The following is a 20,056-nucleotide window of genomic DNA, read 5'->3' on the forward strand; positions in this document are numbered from 1 at the left end:
AGGCCCGCCGTCTGCAGTAGCGCCGACTCGACCCCTCAGCGGTCTGCACTGGCGCCGACTCGGCGGACTACTCGCGCGACTGCACGGCCGCCAGCGACGCGAACGTCACGAGCACGAGCCGACCCTCGCCGACCGCGACCTCGACGAAGTCGGCGCCGATCCGCCGTGGCGTCCCGTCGTACGTCGACCCGTCGACCAGGTGGAGCACGCACCGCTCCCCCGCGTCGGCGATCCGGCGCAGCGCCGAGCCCAGACCGAGGCGGGCGACCGGCGACCAGGCGACCTCGGGCACCGAGCGCTCGACCGCGCCCGCGACGCTCCCGACGGCGGCCAGGTGCACGACCCAGTCCTGGGCCGGGCCGGCGACCAGGCACCAGCCGTCCCCGACCCGCTCCAGCACGCCGCCCACCGGCCCGACACCGGTGACGTCCAGGAGCACCTCCTCGCCGGCGGACGCCATCAGCCGGGACGCCAGCGTGACCTCGCGGTACGCCGCCCGGCTGCGGTCGGCCAGCTCCGCGTCCCGCTCCGCGGCGTAGGCGGCCTCCGCCTGCTGCTCGAGGTCGTCGAGGAGCGCGAAGACGTCCTCCTCCCAGGACATGCCGGGAGCCTGCCCCGCCCAGCCGCCGGTCAACCCAGCGTCAACGGCGTCCGGAGCGGCAGGTCGCGCGACGACGAGCCGACCGAGATGCGGTACCGCCCGGGGTCGACGGTCCAGCCGCGATCCCAGTACGCGAACGCCCGCCGGTCCAGGTGGATCGTCACGCGCCGGCTCTTCCCGGGCGCGAGCGTGAGCTTGTCGAAGCCCTCGAGCCGCTTCGGCGGCTCGCCCGCGGACCGCGGGAACGACACGTAAACCTGCGGCACCGCCGCGCCCGCCCGGTCGCCGGTGTTGCGCACGGTGAACGTCACCTCGGCGCCGGCGCCGTCCCGGCGGACGTCGAGGTCGCGGAACGCGAAGGTCGTGTAGCCGAGCCCGAAGCCGAAGGGGAACAGCGGTCGCTCGCCGCGGGCGTCGTAGCCGCGGTAGCCGACGAGCAGGCCCTCCTCGTAGGTCTCCCGGCCGTCGACCCCGGGATAGGCCTTCGGGGCGAACGACGCCTGCGCCTCGGACCGCGGGAACGTCTGCGGCAGCCGCCCGCCCGGCTCGGCGGCGCCGTACAGGACGTCGGCCAGCGCGTTGCCGTGCTGCAGGCCGCCGTACCAGGGCACCAGCACCGCGCCGGCGTCGGCCAGCCACGGCATCCGCACCGGGCCGCCCACGTCGAGGACGACGACCGTGTGCGGGTTGGCGGCGGCCGCGGCCGCGATCATGCCCTCCTGGTCCAGGGGGATACTCGAGCAGCCCACCGACACGCACATCGCCGGCCGGAAGCCGAGGTCCGGGCGGTCGCTGCCCTCGCTGGAGCCGTCGGTCGCGACCACGACCACCTCGTCGGCGGCCGCCGCGGCGGCCTGCGCGTCGGCGGCGTTCGAGCCCTCCACGTACACGACGCGGTCACCGTGGGCGCGCGCCGCCGTCGTGATGCCCTCGAGCGGGGAGACCTGCCGGGCGACGCCGGACCCGTGCGAGGAGCCGCCGCCCGAGGTCGAGCTCGTGGCGCCCACGGGGTTCGCGGCCCAGCCGATCACCGCGATGGTGCGGCCACCCTCGCGGCGGAACGGCAGCAGGCCGTCGCGGTTCTTCAGCAGCACGGTGCCCTCGGCCGCCACGGTGCGGGCGAGCCGGGTGTGGGGGGTCGAGACGTCGCTGAGGTACGGCTCCGGTCCGGGCTGGACCGGGTGGTCGAAGAGCCCGTGCGCGAACATCGGGCGCACCACGTTCCGGACCATGTCGTCGACCCGGGCCCGGGTGAGCGACCCGTCGGCGAGCGCGGCCCGGAGGTTGTCGGCGGAGAAGTACCGCTGGGGCAGCGGGGAGGCGTGCATCTCGAGGTCCAGGCCGGCCATCGCGGCCGGTCCGGTCGAGTGGGTGGCACCCCAGTCGGACTCGACGAAGCCGTCGAAGCCCCAGTCGTCGCGCAGGTACCCGGTCAGCAGCCGCGGGTTCTCGCAGGCGTACGTGCCCCCGACGCGGTTGTACGAGCACATCACCGAACCCACGTGCGCCTTCGTCACCGCAGCCTCGAACGCCGGCAGGTAGATCTCCCGGCGGGTGCGCTCGTCGACCCGGACGTCGACGGTCATCCGGTCGGTCTCCTGGTTGTTGAACGCGTAGTGCTTGGCGCTGGCGAGCACCGGGTTGTCCTGGATGCCGCGGATGAACGCGGTCGCGGTGCTGGCCGCGAGGTGCGGGTCCTCGCCGAAGTACTCGAAGTTCCGGCCGTTGTACGGCGTCCGCGCGATGTTCATCCCGGGCCCGAGCAGCACGTTGATGCCCTTGGCGTACGCCTCCTCGCCGATCGCGCGACCGAGCCGCCGCTGGAGCGCCGGGTCCCACGTCGACGCCTGGGCGACGCCGGAGGGGAACACCGTCGTGGCGACCTGCAGGCCGGCCACGCCGGACCCGGCGTCGCTGAGCACCAGGTCCGGCACGCAGAGCTCGGGGATGCCGTCCACGTGCCCGGCGGTCCCGTAGAACGCGAACCACGGGGGGTCGCTGAACGTCAGCATCCCGAGCTTCTGGTCCTGGGTCATCGCCGCGACCAGCGCGTCCGCGCGGTGGTCGGCGGAGTCGTGCGGGTCCATCCAGGCGGCGCACGGGTCGGCCGCCTGCGCGGGCCGGGCGGCGACGGTGAACGGCAGCAGCGCCAGCCCGACGGCGGCGACCAGGACGCGTCTCATGCCGTGCCAACGCCCGGCGAGGAGGGCGGTTACGACGGCTGTGGAGAAACTCTTGACTCCGTAGGTAAAGAAGCGCAGCCTGATGCAAACGGACGCAAACGCATAGATTGGCTCTCGGGATGCACGCTCCGGTTCACCGCTGTCTGGCGATCGCGGTCGCGGCCACGACGACCGCGGCCGGCCTGGTGGGCTGGCTCGCCCCGGTCGCGCTGGCTCCGGCCCCCGGCCCGGACGGCGCCCTGGTGCGGCTGTGCGCGGCCGTGGGCGCGATCGCGGCGGCGTGGCTGTGGCTGGTCACCGCGGTCGTCCTCGTCGAGGCCCTGGCCGGCGGCGACCGGCGGGCCCGCGGCGTGCCCGCGCCGGTCCGCCGAGCGCTGCTGGCCGCCTGTGGCGTCGCCGTCGTCGCCGGGCTCGCCGCGCCGGCCGGAGCCACGACCGGACGGCAGGACCCGCCCCAGACCGCGGCGTCCGTGGTGGCCGCGGCGATCGCGGGGCTCCCGCTTCCCGACCGGCCGCACGGGCCGGCGCACCCGCGGCGCCACCCGGTCGTCACGGTCCACGACGGCGAGTCGCTGTGGTCGATCGCCGACGAGCACCTCGGCGCCGGCGACCGCTGGCCCGAGATCTACGCACTCAACCGCAGCGTCGTCGGCGCCGACCCCGACCTGATCCGGCCGGCCCAGCGCCTCCGCCTGCCCGTCACCACCCAGGAGAACCGATGAGCGAGAACTCGGCCGACGTCGTCACCCTCCCCGGACCCGCCCCGGTCGCCAGCGTGCAGGGCACGCTGGCACTCGACCTGCAGCCGCGGTTCGACCCGCCGGAGCAGGCGGCGTACGGGCACCACCCGGTCGCCGACGTGACGCCGATCGAGGCGCCGCTGCGGCGCGGGCTCGAGCAGTGGGCCGGGCGCTACGTCCAGGCGGCCGTCGAGATCGTCGGCGGCGACCGCCCGGTCAGCCAGCTGCTGCGCTGGAGCTCGCGGGAGGTCTTCGAAGACCTCGACCGCCGCGCCCAGCTGGTCGCCCGCGCCGGCCGGCACCAGGCCGGTCAGGGCCGGGTGCAGCCGGTGCGGCCCCGGGTCGTCGGCGTGCACACGTGCTTCCTGACCCGCAGCCGGGTCGAGGTCAGCGCGCACGTCCGGTACGGCGACCGCTCCCGCGCGGTCGCGGCCCGGTTCGTGCTGACCACCGACGGCAAGTGGCGCTGCACCGCGCTGGAATTTGCCTGAGCAGCGGCGCGTGAGCGCAGCGAACGCGGCGCGTGGGTTCATGCAGGTTGAGCAAGCGCGCGGCCGAGCCTGCGAGGCCGCGACCGCGCGTCGAAACCCGGTGAGACGAGATTCGGCGGCGACCCTGGTGGGTCGCCGCCGAACTCGACGGTGGTGGTTTCGAGGCTCAGGCGCCAGAGCGCCTTCGCACCTCAACCACCGACGACGTCAGCTGACGCGGGCGGTGAGCCCCGTCGGGCCGCCGGGGCGGCCGTGGCACTGCTTGAACTTCTTGCCCGAGCCGCAGGGGCACCTGTCGTTGCGGCCGACGCCCGCGAACTCGTCCTCCGCCGCAGCCGCGGGCGCGCCGCGCACCTCGGCGTCGCCGGCCTCGGTCGGGGCCGAGTAGGAGAGGTTCTGCGGCTGGCCGGGACGGTCGAGGCCCTTGGCCCGGATCTGCGGCTGCTCCGCCGACGGCAGCGTCTGCCGCATCGGCTCGAACGCCTCCTCCTCCTCGATCTCCTCCTCGACCTCGACCTGGACCTCGAGGTTGAACAGGAAGCCGACCGACTCCTCCTTGATGCCCTCCATCATCGAGGCGAACATGTCGAAGCCCTCGCGCTGGTACTCGACCAGCGGGTCGCGCTGCGAGTACGCCCGCAGGTAGATGCCCTCGCGCAGGTAGTCCATCTCGTAGAGGTGCTCGCGCCACTTCCGGTCGAGCACGGACAGCACGACGCGCCGCTCGAGCTCGCGCATCACGGGCTCGCCGATCTCGGCCTCGCGACGGGCGTACGCCTCGCGCGCGTCCTGCTGGAGCGTCGCGATCAGGTCGGCGCGGTCGAGCCCCTCCCGGCCACCGGCCTCCTGCTCGAGGGTCCGCCACTCGTGGCCGACCGGGTAGATCTGCCGCAGCGCCGTCCACAGCGCGTCGAGGTCCCACTGCTCCGGGAAGTCCTCGGTGGCGGCGCTGACGTACGACTCGATCGTGTCGGCGATGAAGCCGTCGATCTGGTCGCGCAGGTCCTTGCCCTCGAGGACCTCGCGGCGCTCCGCGTAGATCACCTTGCGCTGCCGGTCCATCACGTCGTCGTACTTGAGGACGTTCTTGCGGGACTCGAAGTTCTGCGACTCGACCTGGCCCTGCGCGTTCGCGATCGCGTTCGTGACGCGCTTGTTCTCGATCGGGACGTCGTCCGGGATCTTCAGCACCTGGAGCACGCGGTCGACCCAGTCGGACTTGAACAGCCGCATCAGCTCGTCCTGGAGCGACAGGTAGAACCGGGACTCGCCCGGGTCGCCCTGACGGCCGGAACGACCGCGCAGCTGGTTGTCGATGCGCCGCGACTCGTGCCGCTCGGTGCCGACGACGTAGAGGCCGCCGAGCTCGCGGACCTCGTCGTGCTCGCTGGCGACCTGGCCGCGGATCCGCTCGAGCGCGGCCGGCCACTCGGCCTCGTACTCCGCCAGGGTCTCGCCGGCGGGCTCGAGGCCCTTCTTGCGCAGCTCGAGGTCGGCGAGGAACTCCACGGAGCCACCGAGCATGATGTCGGTGCCTCGGCCGGCCATGTTCGTGGCGACGGTGACCGCGCCCTTGTGCCCGGCCAGCGCGACGATCTTCGCCTCGTCGGCGTGCACCTTCGCGTTCAGCACCGAGTGCGGGATGCCGCGCTTCCGGAGCTTGGTGGACAGGTGCTCGGACTTCTCGACCGACACGGTGCCGACCAGCACCGGCTGACCCTTCTCGTGCCGCTCGGCGATGTCCTGGACCACCGCGTCGTACTTGGCCTCCTCGGTCCGGTAGACGAGGTCGGGCTGGTCGATGCGGGCCATCGGCTTGTTGGTCGGGATCGGGACGACGCCGAGGCTGTAGATCTTGTCGAACTCGGAGGCCTCGGTCATGGCCGTGCCGGTCATGCCCGACAGCTTGTCGTACATGCGGAAGTAGTTCTGCAGCGTGATCGTCGCGAGGGTCTGGTACTCCTCGCGGACCTCCACGCCCTCCTTGGCCTCGATCGCCTGGTGCAGGCCGTCGTTGTAGCGACGCCCGGCCAGCATCCGGCCGGTGTGCTCGTCGACGATGAGCACCTCGCCGTCCATGACGACGTACTCCTTGTCGTTGTGGAACAGCTCCTTGGCCTTGACGGAGTTGTGCATGAACGAGATCAGCGGCGTGTTCACCGAGTCGTACAGGTTGTCGATCCCGAGGTGGTCCTCGACCTTGGTGATGCCGGGCTCGAGCATCGAGATCGTGCGCTTCTTCTCGTCGACCTCGTAGTCCTCGTCACGGACCAGGCTGCGGGCGATCTTCGCGAACTCGTCGTACCACTTGACCTCGTCCTGCGTCGGGCCGCTGATGATCAGCGGGGTCCGCGCCTCGTCGATGAGGATCGAGTCGACCTCGTCCACGATCGCGTAGTTGTGCCCACGCTGGACGCACTCCTCGATCGAGCCCGCCATGTTGTCGCGCAGGTAGTCGAAGCCGAGCTCGTTGTTGGTGCCGTACGTGATGTCGCAGCCGTAGGCCACCCGGCGCTCGTCGGGGCGCATGTCCGGCAGGATCACGCCGACCGACAGGCCGAGGAAGTGGTGGATGCGGCCCATCATCTCGGACTGGAACTTGGCCAGGTAGTCGTTGACGGTGACGACGTGGACGCCCTTGCCCTCGAGGGCGTTGAGGTACGCCGGCAGCGTGGACACCAGGGTCTTGCCCTCACCGGTCTTCATCTCGGCGATGTTGCCGAGGTGCAGCGCCGCGCCGCCCATCACCTGGACGTCGAAGTGCCGCTGGCCGATGACCCGCTTGGCGGCCTCGCGGACGGTCGCGAACGCCTCGGGCATGATGTCGTCGAGGGTCTCGCCGTTGGCCAGGCGCTCGCGGAACTCGGCGGTCATGCCCTGGAGCTCGGCGTCGCTCATGGCGACGAAGTCGTCCTCGATGGCGTTGACCGCCTGCGAGATGGCCTCGAGCTGGCGCAGGATCTTGCCTTCGCCGATGCGGAGGATCTTGTCGAGAATGGCAGGCACGTGAGTCGGACTCCCTGAAATCGTTGGCGGCGCCACTCTACCCAGCGGCAGAAGCCCGCCCTAACCGCGGAGCCAGGTCGCCACGGGGCTCGATCGTGACCGAGGCGAGCCCGAGCCAGCCCGCGAGCCGCCGCAGCTCGGCCGCCAGCTCGTCCGCGGTGTCCTCCGGGGCGCCGGGCTCGGCGTACGCCGCCCGGACGACGAGCCGGCCGGCGCCGGCGTCGAACTGGCGGTCGGCCTTCAGGTCGACGCGGGCCACGATCCGGTCGCGCAGCAGGAACGGCAGCACGTAGTAGCCGTGCACCCGCTGGTCGGCGGGCACGTAGATCTCGATCCGGTAGCGGAAGTCGAACAGCGCCTCGGTGCGGGCGCGCTCCCACACCACCGGGTCGAACGGGCTGAGCAGCGCGCGGGCGCCGACCCGGCGCGGGATCCGGGCCTCCGCGTGGAGGTACCACTGCCGCCCGGCCACGGTGACCGGGACCAGCTCGCCCGCCTCGACCAGCTCGGCCACGGCGGTCGCGGTGTCGGCGACCGGCATCCGGTAGTAGTCGCGCAGGTCCTGCACGGTGGCGACGCCGTGGGAGCGGGCCGCCCGGCGTACCAGCTCGCGGTTCGCGTCCGGGAGGCTCGGTGTCGGCCGGTCGAGCACGTCGGCGGGGAGGACCCGCTCGGGCAGGTCGTAGCGGATCTCGAACCGGCCGTTGCGGCCCGCGATCGCGACCTCGCCGGTCAGGTAGAGGTAGTCGAGGGTCTTGCGAGTCTCGGACCAGTTCCAGCCCCAGTTGTCCTTCGCACGCGGCAGGCCGTCATCGAGGTCCCGCGCGGTCGAGGCGCCGCGCTCGCGGATCTCGGCGAGCAGGTTGCGCTCGAGCTCGCGGTCGTCGGCCACGAACCCCCACTTGCCGCGCTTGGCGCGGTACGTCGCCATCCGGTGCTGCATCACCGGCCACAGCTCGACCGGCATCAGCGCCTGGACGTGCGCCCAGTACTCGACCAGCCGGCGCGGCCGCCGCTCGGCGGCGCGGCGCAGCAGCTCGACGTCGTAGGGGCCCATCCGCGAGTAGAGCGGCATGTAGTGGGCGCGCTGGAGCACGTTGACGGAGTCGACCTGCAGCACCCCGGTGCGCTCCAGGGTGCGCTGGAGGGTGCGCATCGTGGGCGTGCTGTGCGGCTTGTCCAGGAACCCCTGTGCGGCGAGCGCGACGCGCCGGGCCTGGGCGAGCGTGAGGCGTTCGGGCACGGGCGAGACCCTAGAGGACGCCGCCGACTACGGAAGCTCCAACAACTTCTCTTTCACCGCATACATCACGGCTTCCATGCGCGAGTGCAGCTGGAGCTTCTCGAGGATGTTGCGCACGTGGTTCTTGACCGTGTTCTCGGAGATGTAGAGCTCCTTGGCGATCTCGCGGTTGTTCATGCCCGTGGCGACGAGCCGCAGCACCTCGAGCTCGCGCTCGGTGAGCCGCAGGCCGGGGACGTGGTCGCGCTCGGGCCGCGACATCTGCTTGAACTCGTCGATCAGCTTGACCGCCATCGACGGGCTGATCAGCGACTGCCCGTCGGCGACCACGCGCACCGCCTGGGCCACCTCCTCGATCGAGGAGTCCTTCAGCAGGTAGCCGGAGGCGCCGCTCTTGACCGCCTCGTAGAGGTCGGCCTCCTCGTCGGAGACGGTGAGCATGATGATCTTCGTGGTCGGGACGGCGTCCTTGATCGCCAGGCACGCCTCGATGCCGGACCGCTTCGGCATCCGGATGTCGAGGAGCACGACGTCCGGGGCGGCGGTGGCGGCCAGCGAGGTGCCCTCCACGCCGTCGCCCGCCTCGCCGACGACCTCGATGCCGGTCTCGACCGCCAGCAGCATGGTCAGACCGCGCCGGAACAGCTCCTGGTCGTCGACCACGAGCACCCGGATGGGCTCCCGCTCAGCGTCGGTCTCCTCGGCCATGAGAGGAATCATGGCACGATCAGGCGCCCTACGGCTCCCACGCGGGTGGTGAAACGCGCAGGAGGGGTGGCCCGAACGGGCCACCCCTCCTGCGGAACCGGGTCCGGACCGACCTCAGTCGCTCCCGCCGAGGTCCAGCGAGATCACGCCGTAGTCGTAGCCGCGGCGCCGGTAGACGACCGACGGGCGCTCGCTCTCCTTGTCGACGAACAGGTAGAAGTCGTGGCCGACGAGCTCCATCTCGTACAGCGCCTGGTCGAGCGTCATCGGCGACGCGGGGTGGGTCTTCTCGCGCACGACCAGCGGGCCGTCGCCGGTCACGTCGATCGGGCCGACCTCGCGCTCGGTGGTGGTGGTCACCGGCTCGACGTCACCGAGGACCTCGTCGGCCGTGGGGGCGAGGGCCTGGCCGACCGAGACGGGCGTCCGGCGGCCGCGGTGCACGCGGCGCCGGTCGGCGGCGCGGCGCATCTGCTCGGCCATCTTGTCCACCGCGAGGTCGAGGGCACCCATCTTGTCGGCGGCGCAGGCCTCCGCGCGGATCACCGGGCCCTTGGAAAGCGCGGTCAGCTCGAGCCGGACGGCTCGGTCGGCCTGACGCGGGTTCTTCTCGCACTCCACCTCCACGTTCACACGGATGATGCGATGGTCATGCTTCTCCAACCTCGTCAGCTTGTCCTCCACGTGCTCGCGGAACCTGTCCGAGAGCTCGCAGTGACGTCCGGTGACCACAACTTCCATGTGAACCTCCCGTTGCACAGTTGGTTTCGCGTTCAGCCGCCCTCGAGGGCGCGCAGAGGAGTCCGTCCGGCCGACCTGGTCTTCGACCCCACAACCGCCTGCTGAGGCTTCCGCAGCTTCTCTGCCACTACTGGCCTTCTCCCGCGCTCCGCCGCATGTGACGGCGGGACGAGGCAGGACTTACCACTAAGCCGCACCGTGATCGGCGCGCCGGAGCGCGCCTTACGTGGACCGTTTCGCCTGCGACTGGCATCGGCTTGCCGACGTGGCGCCCGGGCTTGCCGGGGCGCTTCGACGACGCAACCACGGACCCGGACGGACTCCATACACAGACGTTAGACGGTCCCCGGTGACGACGAAAGGGCGGCCCTCGGCCAGTTCCGCCGGGTCACGGCGACCGCGGCCACCGCGGCCACCCGGAGGCCGACGGACTCGAGCGCCCGCTGGGCCTCCCGGGCCGTGGCGCCGGTGGTGAGGACGTCGTCGCAGACGACGACCCGGGCGGTGGGGTGCCGCCGGGCGAGCCGCCGCAGGCCGGCCGACGGGCAGTGGAGGGAGCCCGCGAGGTTCGCGGCCCGCTGGGCGGCGTCCAGCCCCGCCTGGTCGGCGAGCCCGGGCCGCGTGCGCAGCAGGGGTACGGCGGTCGCGCCGACCAGCCGCGCGGCCCGGGCCGTCATCGCGCGGGTCGGGTCGTGCCCCCGGGCGCGCACGGTCGACGGCCGCGACGGCACGGGCACCAGCACCAGCGGGCCGGGCACCTCCGCCGCGACCACCGCCGACGCGAGCAGCCGGGCCAGCGGCCCGCCCAGCGAGAGCACCGCGCGCTCCTTGTGGGCGAGCACCATCGCCCGGACGGTGCCGGCGTACTCGTCCGCCGCCCAGGGCGGCACGAGGCCGGGCGGCGCCGGGGTCGGCCAGGCCGGCCGGCCCACGGGCGGCAGCTGGGCGGAGCAGGCGGCACACAGCGCCCGCCCGGGTCGCTCGCAGCCGACGCAGCACCCGCCGAGCAGCAGGTCGAGCGCGGCGTCGAGGAGCACGCAGCGATGGCAGCACCGCGACGCCTCCGGCTCAACCGGGCGGCGGCGGGCTGTGGATCAGCCGGCGTAGACGACGGCCGTGGTGGGCTGTTGGAACGGGACCGTGGGGTGGTCGGTGGCGCCCACGTCGATCAGGCCCCGGCGGGTGACGCCGTAGATGGACTCGTCGGGCACCGGCGATCCCGCCAGCGCGAGCACCCGGCCGTCGACCGTCGCCGGGAAGCCGGGGTTGATCGGGGCGCCGTCCACCGAGGCCGGCGCGACCTGGGCGAACGTCGGTGTCAGCGGGTTCAGGACGGCGAGGCTGGCGGGCGTGCGCCAGGAGACGGCGCGGATCGGCAGGTCCGCGTCGCCGACGGCGATCCGCTGGGCCGGCAGCGCCCCGACGACGTCGCCCGAGGCGTTGTGCTCGATCCGGCTCACCACCAGCAGGTCCTCGCCGCCCCGCCGGACCACGGCGACCAGCCGGGTGCTGTCGCGGGAGACGAGGAACATCCGGACCCGCTCCCCGGTCAGGCCGGGCACGCGCACCGGCGCCGCCCGGCCGCCGTGCGGATCCACCTGGAAGACCCGCGCCGCGTCGCCGTTGCGGTCGACCAGCCACATCCGGTCGGAGAAGTCCCACGCGGGCCGCAGGAAGTCGGTCCCGGTCGCGACGGTGCGCACCTGGCCGGGCCCGGCGTCGGCGAGCGGCGCCGCGAGCACCGTCGTGCCGTCGGCGGTCACGCCGGCCGCGCGGTCCGCAGCGAGGTCGACGCCCGCCGAGCGGAGGTCGTAGGACCGGTCGCCGAACGGGCCGTCCACGCGGCCGAGCGCGGCCGCCGTGCCCGACACCAGCCGGCCGTCGCTGATCCCGTAGAGCAGCGGGCTCGACTGGAAGCCGGCCGGGTCGTACTCGGCGCCGCCGTCCACGCGGTAGGAGCTCACCCCGCCGGGCAGTGGCACGGGCTGGCCGCCGATCGTGACCCGGACGCTCTGCACCTTCGACTCCTGCCGGAGGGTCCAGGCGAACTGGGCCATCATCAGCTCGATGGTGTCGGCCGAGAGCTGGCCCGGGTCGCCGGTGAGCAGCACGTCGGCGACGCCGTCGTTGGACACGGCGACCCCGACCGCGACGTCGAGCCCGGTCGGGATGAAGGTCTGGGCGACCCGCTGGAGGCCGGCCCCCGGGCCCTGGAGGAGCGCCTCGGTCAACGTCGTCGCGAGCTGCTCCCCCACCGGGACGAACACCGGCTCCGGCTCCAGGATCGAGGCGGTCGGGTCGAAGAAGTAGACCGACACCTGGCGGTACCGGCTGCTGAACCACTCCTGTGGGACGACCAGCGCGTCCGGCGCCGCGGTGATCCGCCACTCGCCGTCCTCGAGCTGCGTCATCGGCAGCTCCAGGGTGCGCTGGCCGCGGGGCACCGCGCCCTGCCAGGCGCCCCGCGCGTCGAGGCGATTGGCTGCCGACAACGTGACCGCGACGTCGGTGCCGACCTCGCGGGGCGTCGGGGGCGAGTCGTAGGTGATCATCTCCTGCTGCGGGTTCCACGCCGCGGCCGCGTCGGTCGTCAGGAACTGCTTCGCGGTGGCGAGGTCCGAGGGCCAGGCCTGCATCGCGTTGATGAATCCGCGGACCACCTCGGTGCGGGACTGGCCGGGCTGCGGCGGCAGCGGCTCGATGTCGAACGGACCCTGCTGGGAGGTCGAGTTGCCCCGGTCACGGGTCGTCACGACGGGACCGTCGGTGGGCATGCCCGCGCAGCCGGCCAGCAACCCGGCCAGCAACCCGGCCAGCAGCGGGACGACCAGCAGGGAGGCGGCGCGCCTCACGAGACCGGCTCCGAGACGTCGGTCGGCACCAGGGGCAGCGGGCTGTGCCGCAGCACGCCTCCGGCGCGGCGCGGCAGCGTGAGCCGAAACTGCGCGCCCTCCCCCGGGCGGCCCCACGCTTGCAGCCAGCCGCCGTGCAGGTGCGTGTCCTCGAGGGCGATCGAGAGTCCCAGGCCGGTGCCGCCGCTGGTGCGGGCCCGCGCCGGGTCGGCCCGCCAGAAGCGGTTGAACACCATCGACGCCTCGCCCGGCGCGAGGCCGACGCCGTAGTCGCGAACGGCGACCGCCGCCGCGTGGTCGTCGCCGGCGACGCGGACGACGATGCCGTCGGGGCCGTCGGCGGCGGCGTGGTCGATCGCGTTCGTCACCAGGTTGCGGACGATCCGCTCGACCCGACGCACGTCGGCCTGGGCCAGGCAGGGCTGGTCCGGGGCGTCGACGACCACCTGGACGCCGCGCTGCTGGGCCAGCGGCCGGGTCGCGTCGACGATGCGGCGCGCCACGTCGACGAGGTTCACGTCGTCGAGCTCGAGCACGGCCGCCCCGGCGTCGAAGCGGCTGATCTCGAGCAGGTCGGCGAGCAGCGTCTCGAACCGGTCGAGCTCGGTCTGCAGCAGCTCGGCCGCGCGGGCCGTCGCGGGGTCGAACCCGTCGCGCGCGTCGTGCAGCACGTCGCTGGCCATCCGGACCGTGGTGAGCGGCGTGCGGAGCTCGTGGGAGACGTCGGAGACGAAGCGGCGCTGCACCCGGCTCAGCTCCTCGAGCTGGCGGATCTGGCGCTGCAGGTTGCTGGCCATCTGGTTGAACGACGTGGCCAGGCGCGCGAGGTCGTCCTCGCCGGAGACCTTGAGGCGCTCCTGGAGCTGGCCGGCCGCCAGCCGCTCGGCGACCTGGCGGGCCATCCGGATCGGGGTGACGACCTGGCGGGTCACCAGCCAGGTCATCCCGGCGACCAGGACCAGCAGCAGCGTGGCCGCGGCGAGCGACGCCCGGGTGACCAGCGCCAGCGTCTCCTCCTGCTCGTCGAGCGGGAAGAGGTAGTAGAGCGTGTACGTCTCGGAGTCGGCCGGCAGCCGGACCTGCGACCCGACGACGATCCCGGGGGTCTCGGTGGTGACGCCCTCGTGGGAGCTCCGGATCGTGGTGTAGGTCCAGGCGGTGCTCGACTCGTCGTCGAAGTGCTCCTCGAGCGTGAGCGGGACGCTGGAGGTGTCGAGGCCGGAGGTCTTGTTCAGGCCGCCGTCGGCGATCCGGGTGCCGGGCGCGGCCGGGCCGACCAGCACGACCGAGAAGCCGCGGGTCAGGCCGCGCGGGATGAGGACGCCGGCCAGGTCCTGCTGCTGCTGGACCGCGTCGTTCCCGGTCTGCCGGGACGCCTCGAGGAGCTCGCGGGCGCCGGTGGTCTCGTCCTTCGCCTCCGCGACGACCGCCTCGACGCGGTGGTCCAGGAGCCCCTCCCGGGTCTGCTGGAGCAGGAACCACCCGACCACGCTGATCACGGCGGCGGCGAGGACGAGGGTGCTGGCCACCACGCGCGCCTGGATCGACCGGCGCCAGAAGGTCAGCCCCCGCCGGAGGGACTCCGGGAGCCGATGGGAGCCGACCGGGGAGCGCACGTGCAGCATGGCGAGGCCCGGCCTACGACGTTCCGGCCTTGTACCCCACGCCGCGGACCGTCACCACGATCTCGGGGCTCTCCGGGTCGTGCTCGACCTTCGAGCGCAGGCGCTGCACGTGCACGTTGACCAGCCGGGTGTCGGCGGCGTGCCGGTAGCCCCACACCTGCTCCAGCAGCACCTCGCGGGTGAACACCTGCCAGGGCTTGCGGGCCAGGCACACCAGCAGGTCGAACTCCAGCGGCGTCAGGCTGATCGGCGAGCCGTTGCGGGCCACGGCGTGCCCGGCGACGTCGATGGAGAGGTCGCCGATCGTGAGCGTCTCGGGCGTCGGGGCGTCGAACCGGCGGATCCGGGCACGGATCCGCGCCACCAGCTCCTTGGGCTTGAACGGCTTGACGACGTAGTCGTCGGCACCCGACTCCAGGCCGACCACCACGTCGACGGTGTCGCCCTTGGCGGTCAGCATCACGATCGGCACGCCGGACTCCGCCCGGATCTCCTTGCAGACGTCGATGCCGTCCTTGCCGGGCAGCATCAGGTCGAGCAGGACCAGGTCCGGGCGGTAGTCGCGGAACTCCTCGATCGCGTTGTCGCCGCGCGTCACCATCCGGCTCTCGAAGCCCTCCTGGCGCAGCACGATCGTGAGCATCTCCGCCAGGGAGGCGTCGTCGTCGACGACCAGGATCCGGCCCTTGGTCTCCGGATCGGCGGGAGGGCCGGACGGGGCGCCGACGGACTCGCTCATGTCGTCCATAGTGCCTTAGCGCGCCACGCCTGAGCCTGCGAAGGCGTGGAGACACGCGCAGGGTCGAGGAGCCGCGCGACCGACGAAGGAGGTCGCGACCGGCGTCTCGAGACCCGGTGAGCCGAAAGCCGGCGCCGGGTGCGCGTCGACCTCAGTAGCGGTACTGGTCCGGCTTGTACGGGCCCGCCGGGTCGATGCCGAGGTACGACGCCTGCGAGTCGGTGAGCGTCGTCAGCTTCACGCCGAGCGCGCCGAGGTGCAGCCGGGCGACCTCCTCGTCGAGGTGCTTGGGGAGCACGTACACGCCGACCGGGTACTCCTCGGGCTTGGTGAAGAGCTCCACCTGCGCGAGGACCTGGTTGGTGAAGGAGTTCGACATCACGAACGACGGGTGCCCGGTGGCGTTGCCCAGGTTCATCAGCCGGCCCTCGGACAGCACGATGATCGCCTTGCCGTCGGGGAAGGTCCACTTGTCCACCTGCGGCTTGACGTTCTTCCGCTCGATGCCCGGGTAGCCCTCCAGGCCGGCCATGTCGATCTCGTTGTCGAAGTGGCCGATGTTGCCCACGATCGCCTGGTGCTTCATCTTCGCCATCTGCTCGACCGTGACGACGTCGCGGTTGCCGGTGGCGGTGATGATGATGTCGGCGACGTCGAGCACGTCGTCCAGCGTGGAGACCTGGTAGCCGTCCATCGCGGCCTGCAGCGCGCAGATCGGGTCGATCTCGGTGACGATGACGCGGGCGCCCTGGCCGCGCAGCGACTCCGCGCAGCCCTTGCCGACGTCGCCGTAGCCGCAGACGACCGCGACCTTGCCGCCGATGAGGACGTCGGTGGCGCGGTTGATGCCGTCGACGAGCGAGTGCCGGCAGCCGTACTTGTTGTCGAACTTCGACTTGGTGACCGAGTCGTTGACGTTGATGGCCGGGAAGAGCAGCGAGCCCTCCCGCATCATCTCGTAGAGCCGGTGGACGCCGGTCGTCGTCTCCTCGGTGACCCCCTTGATGGCGTTGGCCTTCGGGGTCCAGTACGACGCGTTGGCGGCGAGCTGCTCGTTGAGCACGTCGAAGACGACCTTCTGCTCGTGGCTCGTCGCGCTGGCCGGGTCGGGCGCCTGGCCGGTCTTCTCGGCCTGGACGCCGAGGTGGACGAGCAGGGTCGCGTCGCCACCGTCGTCGAGGATCATGTTGGGCTGGTCGTCGCCCCAGTCGAGGATCTGGCGGGTGCACCACCAGTACTCCTCCAGGGTCTCGCCCTTCCACGCGAACACCGGGACGCCCTGCGGGTCCTCGACGGTGCCGTTCGGGCCGACGGCGACGGCCGCGGCGGCGTGGTCCTGGGTGGAGAAGATGTTGCAGGAGGCCCAGCGGACCTCGGCGCCCAGCTCGACCAGTGTCTCGATGAGCACGGCGGTCTGGATCGTCATGTGCAGCGAGCCGGCGATCCGGGCCCCGGCGAGCGGCTTCTCGGCGCCGTAGCGCTCCCGCATCGCCATCAGGCCGGGCATCTCGTGCTCGGCGAGCTGGATCTCGGTGCGGCCGAAGTCGGCCAGGGTGAGGTCGGCGACCTTGAAGTCCATGTCGTGCTCCTGGTCCAGGGGGCGGAAGCTGCCTGGCACCGAGCGTAGAACGGTGCCTGACCATCCGCAGAATCGTCGCCGCTCCACCGCCGAGTCGGCGCCAATGCAGACGGGTCCACCGCCGAGTCGGCGCCAATGCAGGCGGGTCCACCGCCGAGTCGGCGCCAATGCAGGCGGGTCCACCGCCGAGTCGGCGCCAATACAGGCGGGTCCACCGCCGAGTCGGCGCCAATACAGGCGGGTCCACCGCCGAGTCGGCGCCAATGCAGACGGGTCCACCGCCGAGTCGGCGCCAATGCAGACGGGTCCACCGCCGAGTCGGCGCCAATGCCAGCGCGTCCACCGCCGAGTGGGCGTCAATGCCGGCGGGCGGCCTGCAGTAGCGCCGACTCGACCCCTCTGCGGCCAGCAGTAGCGCCGACTCGACCCCTCAGCGGCCAGCAGTAGCGCCGAGTCGGCGTCAGTGCGCGGAACTCCTGCGGAACATCTTGGAGACGAGGCCGACGAGCGCGATCAGGACCAGGCCGATCAGCAGCCCGAACAGCAGCGACAGCGCGGTGTTCACCAGCCAGCCCTGGACGCCGTGGTGCACGGCCTCCTCGGCGTGGTGCACCAGGTCGTAAAGCGGGTCCCAGCCGAGCTCGTGCAGGCCGTTGAGCACGATGTGGCCGCCGACCCAGAGCATCGCGGCCACGCCGACGACCGAGATCACCGTGAGCAGCCGCGGGGTGCCGACGACCAGGCCGTGCCCGACCGTCCGGGCGAACGTCGAGGTCCGCTGCGTCAGGGCGAGGCCGATGTCGTCGAGCTTGACGATGATCGCGACCACGCCGTACACGGCGACCGTGATGGCGATGGCGACCACGACCAGGATGACGAGCCGGCTGAGGAACGCCTCGTCGGCGACCTCGTTGAGGGCGATCACCATGATCTCCGCCGAGAGGATCAGGTCGGTGCGGATCGCGCCGGACACCAGGGCGCGCTCGGCGTCGGCGCCGTCCTCCGCGACCGGCCGGTCGTGGTGGTCGTGCCCGCGCAGCCGCCCCCAGACCTTCTCAGCGCCCTCGAAGCACAGGTAGGAGCCGCCGACCATCAGGATCGGCGTGAGCAGGCCCGGCAGGAACTGGCTGAGCAGCAGCGCCACCGGGAGGATGATCAGCAGCTTGTTGCGCAGCGAGCCGACGGTGATCTTGCGGATCATCGGCAGCTCGCGGTCGGCGGTGACGCCATGGACGTACTGCGGCGTCACCGCGGTGTCGTCGACGACGACACCGGCCGCCTTGGTGGCGGCGCGACCCGCCGCCGCGCCCACGTCGTCGACCGAGGCGGCCGCCATCCGCGCCAGCGCCGCGACGTCGTCGAGCAGCGCGAAGAGCCCACCAGCCATGGGACGGACCCTATCGGGCGGAAGCGGACTCCCGGTCGGTGGCCAGGTCGAGCTCGGCCTGCACCTCGGGCTGGACCTGGTCCTTGGCCGCGGCGAGGTCCACGGCGCGCTTGACGTGGCGCTCGGCGTAGCCGAGCGGGTCGACCAGCTCGGTGAGCCGCCCGGCGAGCGGGGTCCACGCGAGGAGCAGTGCGAGCGCGACCGCGGCGACCGTGGTGATGCCGAAGGACAGCACGGCGTGGCCGTCGGCCCAGTCGTCGAAGCCGGCGTAGTCGGCGCCCTTCACGAAGAACCCGTGGAACAGGTACACGACCAGCGTGTACGCGCCCATCCGGGTGAACCAGCCGTGCACCCGCGGCACCAGCGCGAAGAACGCCCAGGCGCCCAGGCAGCCGACCGCGAGCACCAGGCTCCGGGTGAGCAGCGCGTGGAGGTCGTCGGCGTACCCCATCTCGTCGTACCGCGACCGGTAGTAGAGCCACTCGGTGCTGGCCCAGCCGTCGGTCCACGTCGTCGCGATCCAGATGCCGACCAGCACGGCGACCGCGGCGACCTGGGCGGGGCGCTTCCGCAGCAGCTCGAGCCGCTCCGGGGTCGCCTTGAGCCCCATCACGAAGAACGGCAGCAGGCCGAGGACGCGCGCGATGTCGAGGGTGTCACCGGCGTACATGCCGGCGATCAGGCTGACCGCGACGGCGACCACGAGCCCCGCGGGCATCGGCCTGAAGAGCGGCGTGAGCAGCCGCCAGAAGAAGAGCGCCGAGAGGTACCACATCGGCCAGTGCGGGTCCTGGAACAGGTCGGCGAGCTCCTCCCCGCCGACGTAGATCCGGAACAGCGCGATCGCCGACTCGAACAGCAGGTACGGCACGACGACCGTGCGGAACAGCTGCCACATCCGCAGCCGGGTCCAGGCGAACCGCTGCGACAGGTAGCCGGTGACGAACACGAACGCCGGCACGTGCCAGGCGTAGAGGAAGTCGTAGAAGTGCTCGGTGACCGCGTTGTCGGGGAGCAGCACCCAGGAGTGGCCGACGACGACGAGGGTCACCAACGCCATCTTGGCGTTGTCGAACCAGGGGTCTCGGGCGGCGGACACGCCTTCGGGTCTACCCGGTCGCCGGTGAGTTCAGTCCTCGACCAGGCCGATCCGGAGGTACTCCGCGGCGTAGGTCCCGCTGAGCAGCAGTGACGCGTATCTCGCCACCTCGCTGGGGGCGTCGGTGGTCACCGTCTCGACGCGCACGCCGCGGGCGGCGGCCGCCGCCTGGAGCCGGCCGCGCTGCTCGCGGACGACGGGGTCCTGGGCACCGTCGTCGAGCACGAGCAGCATCGGGCGCAGGTCGCCGCCGGGGTCGGCGAACGGGTCGTCGAAGACGTCGCGCGGGCGGGTCGCCTCGAGGACCGGCAGCAGGTGCTCGGCGTCGCCGGCCAGGGCCGTGCGGCCGCTGGCGCGGCGGATCGACTCCGCGACCCGGCGCGCGGCGCGGGCGGCGAGCACCGAGCCGCCCCACACCAGGGGGTTGGCGTCGGCGAGGGCGATCGCCGTCATCTTGGCCGGGTTCACCGCGAGGTCCCGGTGCGGCGAGCACTCGATCGCCACCTGGTCCAGGGCGTCGGCGACCTGCTCGGCGTCGGCCTCGGGCCCGAGCGACACGCGGTGCAGGTAGTCGAGCACGATCACCGCGGTCGCCAGCGGGTCGCGCGTGGTGGTCGGCAGGATCGTGCTCCAGCGCCCGGCGGCGTGGTCGGCGACCAGCGAGCCCGGCGGGCAGGCGACGACGACCTGGCAGCCGCGGCGCACGGCCTCGGCGACGGCCGAGGCGGTGCCGGTGTCGCTGCCGTCGGGCGCGAGCACCACGACCAGGTCCAGGCTGCCGGCCCAGCCGGGCAGGGCCGGTCCGGGCCACGCCACGAACGGCACCGGGCACCAGGGCTCGAGCACGGCGCGGAGCAGCCGGGAGTCCGGCCCGGCTGCGACGACCGCGCGCGGGCGGGCCAGCTCCTCGGCCCGGCGTACCGCCTCGAGGGTGGCCTCGCGGGCGTCGCCGGCGTCACGGCGTACCCGCGCGCCGGTCTCGGCGAGCCGGCGCAGCGGCCCGTCGCCGATCTGGAGCACCGCGTCGTCGTCGAGGCGGGACTCGTCGAACCAGGTGGCCAT

16 protein-coding genes are annotated in these 20,056 nt (G+C 72.6%); 2 read left to right on the plus strand and 14 right to left on the minus strand.

Annotated elements, in window-relative coordinates:
* Positions 1-67 precede the first annotated feature (67 nt).
* A complete protein-coding gene (locus ABD086_RS04865; RefSeq protein WP_343906164.1) occupies positions 68-601 on the minus strand; it encodes a hypothetical protein in 534 nt (177 codons plus the stop codon).
* 29 nt (positions 602-630) lie between these two features.
* Positions 631-2,784, minus strand: coding sequence for a glycoside hydrolase family 3 C-terminal domain-containing protein (locus ABD086_RS04870; RefSeq protein WP_343906166.1), 2,154 nt, complete (start codon positions 2,782-2,784; stop codon positions 631-633).
* 119 nt (positions 2,785-2,903) lie between these two features.
* Between ABD086_RS04870 and ABD086_RS04875 the strand changes: the two genes are divergently transcribed.
* Entirely contained in the window at positions 2,904-3,506 is a 603-nt protein-coding gene (locus ABD086_RS04875) for a LysM peptidoglycan-binding domain-containing protein (protein ID WP_343906168.1), read from the plus strand.
* Positions 3,503-4,015 carry an Rv3235 family protein gene (locus tag ABD086_RS04880; protein ID WP_343906170.1) on the plus strand — a complete coding sequence of 171 codons (513 nt, stop codon included), beginning with the start codon at positions 3,503-3,505 and terminating at the stop codon, positions 4,013-4,015. The genes ABD086_RS04875 and ABD086_RS04880 overlap by 4 nt, the downstream gene beginning before the upstream one ends.
* 207 nt (positions 4,016-4,222) lie before the next feature.
* Here the strand turns inward: ABD086_RS04880 and secA are convergent, their stop codons facing one another.
* From secA to ABD086_RS04940, 12 genes are all read right to left on the minus strand, one after another.
* On the minus strand, positions 4,223-7,021 hold the full coding sequence (gene secA / locus ABD086_RS04885) for a preprotein translocase subunit SecA (protein ID WP_343906172.1): 2,799 nt from the start codon (positions 7,019-7,021) through the stop codon (positions 4,223-4,225).
* Between the two features lie 37 nt (positions 7,022-7,058).
* The gene (locus ABD086_RS04890) at positions 7,059-8,264 is read right to left on the minus strand and encodes a winged helix-turn-helix domain-containing protein (RefSeq protein WP_343906174.1); all 1,206 of its coding nucleotides are present in this window, start codon (positions 8,262-8,264) and stop codon (positions 7,059-7,061) included.
* Positions 8,265-8,291: 27 nt separating this feature from the next.
* A complete protein-coding gene (locus tag ABD086_RS04895) occupies positions 8,292-8,972 on the minus strand; it encodes a response regulator (RefSeq protein WP_343906176.1) in 681 nt (226 codons plus the stop codon).
* Between the two features lie 114 nt (positions 8,973-9,086).
* Entirely contained in the window at positions 9,087-9,713 is a 627-nt protein-coding gene (gene hpf, locus ABD086_RS04900; RefSeq protein ID WP_343906178.1) for a ribosome hibernation-promoting factor, HPF/YfiA family, read from the minus strand.
* 335 nt (positions 9,714-10,048) lie between these two features.
* Positions 10,049-10,750, minus strand: coding sequence for a ComF family protein (locus tag ABD086_RS04905; protein ID WP_343906180.1), 702 nt, complete (start codon positions 10,748-10,750; stop codon positions 10,049-10,051).
* Between the two features lie 57 nt (positions 10,751-10,807).
* On the minus strand, positions 10,808-12,565 hold the full coding sequence (locus ABD086_RS04910; RefSeq protein WP_343906182.1) for an LpqB family beta-propeller domain-containing protein: 1,758 nt from the start codon (positions 12,563-12,565) through the stop codon (positions 10,808-10,810).
* Positions 12,562-14,190, minus strand: a complete 1,629-nt coding sequence (gene mtrB, locus ABD086_RS04915; RefSeq protein ID WP_425571535.1) for an MtrAB system histidine kinase MtrB — start codon at positions 14,188-14,190, stop codon at positions 12,562-12,564. The genes ABD086_RS04910 and mtrB overlap by 4 nt, the downstream gene beginning before the upstream one ends.
* Before the next feature lie 13 nt (positions 14,191-14,203).
* Positions 14,204-14,938 (minus strand): MtrAB system response regulator MtrA, encoded by a 735-nt coding sequence (mtrA, locus tag ABD086_RS04920; RefSeq protein WP_425571536.1) that lies wholly within the window; start codon positions 14,936-14,938, stop codon positions 14,204-14,206.
* Positions 14,939-15,080: 142 nt separating this feature from the next.
* Positions 15,081-16,508, minus strand: coding sequence for an adenosylhomocysteinase (gene ahcY / locus ABD086_RS04925; RefSeq protein ID WP_343906188.1), 1,428 nt, complete (start codon positions 16,506-16,508; stop codon positions 15,081-15,083).
* Positions 16,509-16,968: 460 nt separating this feature from the next.
* Complete coding sequence (locus ABD086_RS04930) at positions 16,969-17,895, minus strand: DUF808 domain-containing protein (protein WP_343906190.1); 927 nt, start codon at positions 17,893-17,895, stop codon at positions 16,969-16,971.
* A 10-nt stretch (positions 17,896-17,905) separates the two neighbouring features.
* Positions 17,906-18,994, minus strand: coding sequence for an acyltransferase family protein (locus ABD086_RS04935; RefSeq protein WP_343906192.1), 1,089 nt, complete (start codon positions 18,992-18,994; stop codon positions 17,906-17,908).
* A gap of 30 nt (positions 18,995-19,024) precedes the next feature.
* On the minus strand, positions 19,025-20,056 hold the full coding sequence (locus ABD086_RS04940) for an SIS domain-containing protein (protein WP_343906194.1): 1,032 nt from the start codon (positions 20,054-20,056) through the stop codon (positions 19,025-19,027).

This window comes from Nocardioides aquiterrae, assembly GCF_039526625.1.
Taxonomy (GTDB): domain Bacteria; phylum Actinomycetota; class Actinomycetes; order Propionibacteriales; family Nocardioidaceae; genus Nocardioides; species Nocardioides aquiterrae.

Coding starts and splice junctions, on each gene's coding strand:
- ABD086_RS04865 (WP_343906164.1), bottom strand. CDS start 601: ATGTCCTGGGAGGAGGACGTCTTCGCGCTCCTCGACGACCTCGAGCAG.
- ABD086_RS04870 (WP_343906166.1), bottom strand. CDS start 2,784: ATGAGACGCGTCCTGGTCGCCGCCGTCGGGCTGGCGCTGCTGCCGTTC.
- ABD086_RS04875 (WP_343906168.1), top strand. CDS start 2,904: ATGCACGCTCCGGTTCACCGCTGTCTGGCGATCGCGGTCGCGGCCACG.
- ABD086_RS04880 (WP_343906170.1), top strand. CDS start 3,503: ATGAGCGAGAACTCGGCCGACGTCGTCACCCTCCCCGGACCCGCCCCG.
- ABD086_RS04895 (WP_343906176.1), bottom strand. CDS start 8,972: ATGGCCGAGGAGACCGACGCTGAGCGGGAGCCCATCCGGGTGCTCGTG.
- hpf (WP_343906178.1), bottom strand. CDS start 9,713: ATGGAAGTTGTGGTCACCGGACGTCACTGCGAGCTCTCGGACAGGTTC.
- mtrB (WP_425571535.1), bottom strand. CDS start 14,190: ATGCTGCACGTGCGCTCCCCGGTCGGCTCCCATCGGCTCCCGGAGTCC.
- mtrA (WP_425571536.1), bottom strand. CDS start 14,938: ATGGACGACATGAGCGAGTCCGTCGGCGCCCCGTCCGGCCCTCCCGCC.
- ahcY (WP_343906188.1), bottom strand. CDS start 16,508: ATGGACTTCAAGGTCGCCGACCTCACCCTGGCCGACTTCGGCCGCACC.
- ABD086_RS04930 (WP_343906190.1), bottom strand. CDS start 17,895: ATGGCTGGTGGGCTCTTCGCGCTGCTCGACGACGTCGCGGCGCTGGCG.
- ABD086_RS04940 (WP_343906194.1), bottom strand. CDS start 20,056: ATGGCCACCTGGTTCGACGAGTCCCGCCTCGACGACGACGCGGTGCTC.